This is a genomic window from Streptomyces sp. CO7, from assembly GCF_053474865.1.
Window position 1 is genome coordinate 216110 of sequence record NZ_JBRIOU010000001.1, and the last position, 5034, is coordinate 221143.

Below are 5034 nucleotides of genomic sequence, written 5' to 3' on the forward strand. Positions count from 1 at the left end.
GCGGCGGGGCGTCCGCCGAGACGGATCGCGGTGGTGGGCTGGTCCACCGGCTTGCCGGAACCCTTGCCCTTCGCGTCCGGCCTGCCCTCCGGGGGCGCGACCTTGCCGAGGGTGCGGGTCGCGTCGCTCTTCTCCTCGGCGGGCAGCGGTCCGGCCGCCCACCCGGGACGCCGCGGCTCGGAGCGGTCCTCCGCGTCGGGGGCGTCGGGGGTGTCCGCGTCCGCGGGACCGGCCCCGTCCTCGGGCTCGGCCTTGCCCTTGGCCTGACGGTCGCCGGACGGCGCGGCTGCGGCTGCGGCTGCGGCGCCGGAACGCTCGTCGGCGTCATCCGCGGCGTCGGCGGTCGCGCCGGACCACTCCTGGGCAACGTCGTCGGGCGACTCGTCGTCGACGTCGGCCGTGTCATCGGCGTCGTCGGCGTCGGCCGCGCTGTCGGCACCCTCCGTCGCGTCCGCGGGGGCGTCCTCGTCCGCCTCCCCGTCCGCCGCCGCACCGGCCGCGCGCTCGTCACGGTCGGCGGGCCGCGCGTCCTCGACGGCGTCCGCCACCGGCGCGTCGCCGGCCCGGTCCTCATCGATGTCGGAGTGGGCGTTGGCGGTCGCAGGCTCGTCGCGGACCTCGTCCGCGGGCTCGTCAGCGTCCACGCCCGGCTCGTCCTCGGCGTCACGGGCGCCGGACGGAACCGCGTCGCTGATCTCGTCGGACGGCTCCCCGCCCAGGTCGGCGGCCGAAGCGTCCTCGCTCACGCCCGCCGCCGCGCCGTAGGAAGGCACGTTCCGCCCGTCGCGGTCCTCGGCGCCGTCCGCGACCGGCTCGTCCCCGGCGTCAGCCGCACCGGCCGGAACCGCGTCGGACGGCTCGTCGCCGTCCAGGTCCCCCACCGGGGCGTCCTCGTCGAGGCCCGCCGCCGCGCCGTAGGCAGGCACGTTCCGCCCGTCGGAGTCCTCGGCGCCGTCCACGCCCGGCTCGCCCCCGGCGTCAGCCGCACCGGCCGGGACCGCGTCGGAAGGCTCCTCGGCGTCCCCGTCGTCGACGGACGCGTCCTCGTCCGCACCCGTCGTCGCGCCGGCCGCCGGCACCGCGGGGTCGCCGGTGGGCCCGGCCGCCGGCTCCTCGGCGGAGGGCGTCCCGTCCGCGTCCTCGGGGGCGGTCACGCGGTCCGCGGGGTCCTTCCCGTCGGCGTCGACATTTGACGCGTCTGCGTCAGACGCCTCCGTGAGGGCCTCGGAAGCCGTTCCGGCGGCCCGGGGACCCTCCGGCCGCTCCGGGGCCTCCTGGGCGCCCTCAGGGCCGTCCACGGCCGTCGAGGCCTCGGAGCCCCCCGCGGCGGGGCCGGACCCATCGGCCCCGTCGGCCGCACCGGACGCGTCGGACACCTCGTCCGCGCCGCCCTCGGCCCCGTCCGCGTCCCGCCCGGAGGGAGGGTCGGCCACCGCGGTGCGGGCGAAGGCGGCACGCGGGTCGGCGGACGCCGACGCCGCGGCGGTCTCCGCAACCGGTTCCCCCGGGCCCGGCGTCATACCCGCCGAGGACTCTCGCTGCTTCGACCTGTCGGGGGACTCGCCCGCCACCTGTGCCTCCTCCATACGCCGCACTCCCCGTGCGCCTGCCCAACCAGCCGACCGTGAACTCCGGCGGCCACCGTCCGGACCAGGTTCCAGTCTCGCGTCAGCGCTCCCGGCCCTTCCGCAGGGACGAGAACGACATACCTGCCGGTTCCATCCGATAGCGGACTCGCACTCTCGACAGATGAGTGTGAGAGGGGTCACCCTGTCGTACATCCACGCGGGGAGGCATGGATGGGCAGGAGCCGCAGAACACTTCCGGAGGAGCTTCTGCTGCTGGCGTTGGACCCGGCCACGGGTACCACTGCACAGCCGCAGTCGCTCGACCTGGGTCTGGCCGGAGCACAGCTCGTCGAGCTGGCCATGGCCGGACGGATAGCCCCGGACGGGGATCGTATCTCCGTGGTGATGCCACGGCCGACAGGAGATCCGACTCTGGACCACGCACTGGAGTTGCTGCGCAGGCGCGGCGCCCCGGTACGCGCGGTCCACTGGATCGGCGGACCCCGTTTGGGGCTCCGCCAGACGTACCTCGCGCACCTGGAGCGGTGCGGCATGGTCCATGCCGTCGCCGGTCCGATGTGCGGAGTACTGCCGACGACTCGCTACCAGGCGACGGACACGGCGATCAGCCGGGAGATCAGAGCCCGGCTGGACACGGCGATAAAGACGGGTGTCCCACCGGACCCCCGCACCGCCGCGCTCGCGGCGCTGGCCCACGCGGTCGGCCTCGGCAAGCACCTGTACCCGGGCAACGAGGGCCGCTCGGCCCGTTCCCGGCTGCGGGACCTGATCAGGCACGACCCGATGGGCGGCCTCGTCGCGCACGCGGTCATGGACGTCCAGAACGGCGCCGCGGCGCAACCACGCCGCGCCCAGGCGCCGGCCGCCCGCACGCCGGTCCCGGCGCACGGGCGGGCGACCGCTCCGCAGCAGCCGCCCCACGGTGTGGCGGCCGAGCCGCACCCGGGTCCGATGATGCGGGCCGTCGCACGCTGACCTCGGCACGGGCACATGCCTGGACGGGCGGCGGACCTTTCCGGTCCGCCGCCCGTCCGGGCATGACCCGTTCCCCGGGGCCGTCGCCGGGCCCCTGCAGGCCAGTCGTCAACTCACCACGTCAAGCCGAACCCGAAAGCGTGAACCATCGCCGTGGATCCGCTCCCGGGAGGGACGCCGGGTGACCAGGACGTCACGCGGGGGCAGCGATTGTGCGCCGTTTCCCAGCGGCGGCCCACACCCAGGTGGCAGTCTGCTGAACAGCAGATACGCAAAGTTGAGGTACGCAGCCGGAGGTGCCGTCCGTGGCGTCCAGTGTCAACCCCACCGTCAGGCGCCGCCGCCTGGGCCAGGAGCTCCGCAGGCTCCGCGAGCAGAAGGGCATGACCGCCGAGGAAGTGGCGGAGCGGCTGCTGGTCTCGCAGTCGAAGATCAGCCGGCTGGAGAACGGCCGCAGGTCCATCAGCCAGCGTGACGTCCGCGACCTGTGCGGGGTCTACGAGGTCGACGACCAGCGGATGGTCGAGTCGCTGATGGAGATGGCCAAGGACTCCCGCCAGCAGGGCTGGTGGCATTCCTTCGGCGACATCCCCTACAGCGTCTACATCGGCCTGGAGACCGACGCCGCCAGCCTCCGCATCTACGACCCGCAGGTGGTGCCGGGGCTGCTGCAGACCCGGCGGTACGCCGAGTCGCTGATCACCGGCGCACTGCCGGAGACGGCGGCCGCGGACATCGAGAAGCGGGTGCAGGTGCGACTGCGCCGGCAGCAGCGGATCAACGCCCGCGAGAACCCGCTGCGCCTGTGGACGGTGCTCGACGAGGCGGCCCTGCGCCGCATGGTCGGGAACCAGGCCGTGATGCGCGAGCAGCTGGAGCACCTGGTCGAGCAGTCGTCGATGCCGCACGTGACGGTGCAGGTGATCCCGTTCGACCTGGGCGCCCACCCGGGGCTCAACGGCCAGTACGCGATCCTCGAGTTCCCCGACGCCTCGGACTCCAGCGTGGTCTACATCGAGGGCGTCACCAGCGACCTGTACCTGGAGAAGCCCAACGACGTGCAGAAGTACAGCGTGATGTACGAGCACCTGCGGGCCCAGGCACTGAACGTGGAGCAGTCGCGGCAGTTCATCGAGGACATCGCGAAGTCCTACGCGTGAGGCGCGGCAAACACCTTCACGCTGTGTGACGCCGTAGCCTCGAATCCGTTGCCGCTGGACTTTGCCAGCGGCAAAAGGAGGAACGGTACACGCACAACTGCGGGTGCGGTAGGGGCTATTGGGACATGCCATCCGCACGAGTGAATGGACTCCTCCGAAACGCGGGGCGGCGAGTAGCGTCGATCACGCCAACGGTCACAGCCAGTTGGCGGAGATCAGTCGCATCGTCACCCTCAGTTAACTCGGAGCAGAAAATGGCTATTCGTCAGGGCGCCACCCCCGCGTGGACCAAGTCCTCCTACTCGACCGGTAACGGGGCGTGCGTGGAGGTCAAGTCCCCGGTGCGCGAGGAGCTCGCGGTGCGGGACTCCAAGGTTCCGGCAGGCCCGACCCTCGCCTTCCCGGCGGGTTCCTGGAGCGCGTTCGTCTCCGGGGTCAACCGTGGTGCGTTCGGCGGGATCTGACCGACCGCCGCGACAACGGGCCGCACCGGCCCGGCACCTGGGCACCACCTTGTACGGCCCTCTCGTCCGGCTCGCCGTCCTGGCCGAGGGGGCTCGCCCATGCCGAACCGGTCGGCCGGACGTGCCGCGGGACGTCCGTCCAGCCGGACGTCCGTTCAGCGGGGGTAGCGGGCCAGCCAGCCGGGGGACGCGTAGGACGGCCCGTGCAGGGCCGGCCCCTGGGTCATCTCGACCGCGAAGTCGTCGGCCAGCACCACCAGGGTGGGGCGGCCCTCGAGTTCGGCCAGCCAGGCCGGCGGCAGTGCCGTCTCCCCGTGGAGCGCCCCCAGCAGTCCTCCCGCCAGTGCCCCGGTGACACTCGCCGGACCACCGAGGTTCACCGCCAGGCACAGGGCGTGCCGCACGTCCTCCCCGTCCAGCGCGCAGCGCACGGCGGCTCCCAGGACCTCGTCCGCACCCGCGTCGGCCTCCAGCGGGTGCGGCGGCTCCTCGGCGCCCGCCAGGGCGGCCTCCAAGGCCTTGACGACCTCCTGGTGGCCGGGCCACGGCTCGACCGCCCCGATCGCCGTCCGCACGGCCTGCGGCAACGCCTCCCCGCGTGCCAGGCCGTGCACGGTGACCGCGTAGGCGGCCGCCGCCAGGCAGGCCGTGGGGTGGCCGTGCGTCTGCGCGGCGCACTCCACGGCGAGCTGGGCGACGAGCTGCGGCTCCCAGCCCACCAGCAGGCCGAACCCCGCGGAGCGGGCCGCCGCGTGCGGTCCGCGCTCACGAGGGTTCCTGGGTTCGGCGGGCGTGCCCATGCTCTCGGCGCGCAGCGCCAGCAGGGTGGGGCCGTGGGGGTCGCGG

Annotated in this window: 4 protein-coding genes and 1 pseudogene; 3 read left to right on the forward strand and 2 right to left on the reverse strand. The window is 73.9% G+C overall.

The features are described 5' to 3' along the window. A pseudogene (locus ACOV8S_RS01005) lies at window positions 1–1586 on the reverse strand (hypothetical protein); the annotation flags it as partial. Window positions 1587–1799: 213 nt separating this feature from the next. Here ACOV8S_RS01005 and ACOV8S_RS01010 point away from each other — a divergent pair. The 3 genes from ACOV8S_RS01010 to ACOV8S_RS01020 all read left to right on the forward strand — a co-directional run bounded on the left by ACOV8S_RS01010 (window position 1800) and on the right by ACOV8S_RS01020 (window position 4188). Then, a complete protein-coding gene (locus tag ACOV8S_RS01010) occupies window positions 1800–2564 on the forward strand; it encodes a GOLPH3/VPS74 family protein (protein ID WP_448315377.1) in 765 nt (254 codons plus the stop codon). A 305-nt stretch (window positions 2565–2869) separates the two neighbouring features. Continuing rightward, on the forward strand, window positions 2870–3724 hold the full coding sequence (locus tag ACOV8S_RS01015; protein WP_448315379.1) for a helix-turn-helix domain-containing protein: 855 nt from the start codon (window positions 2870–2872) through the stop codon (window positions 3722–3724). Between the two features lie 254 nt (window positions 3725–3978). After that, entirely contained in the window at window positions 3979–4188 is a 210-nt protein-coding gene (locus ACOV8S_RS01020; protein WP_108951732.1) for a DUF397 domain-containing protein, read from the forward strand. Between the two features lie 155 nt (window positions 4189–4343). Here the strand turns inward: ACOV8S_RS01020 and ACOV8S_RS01025 are convergent. After that, a partial coding sequence (locus tag ACOV8S_RS01025) for an ADP-ribosylglycohydrolase family protein (protein WP_448315381.1) occupies window positions 4344–5034 on the reverse strand: 691 nt, incomplete at its 5' end.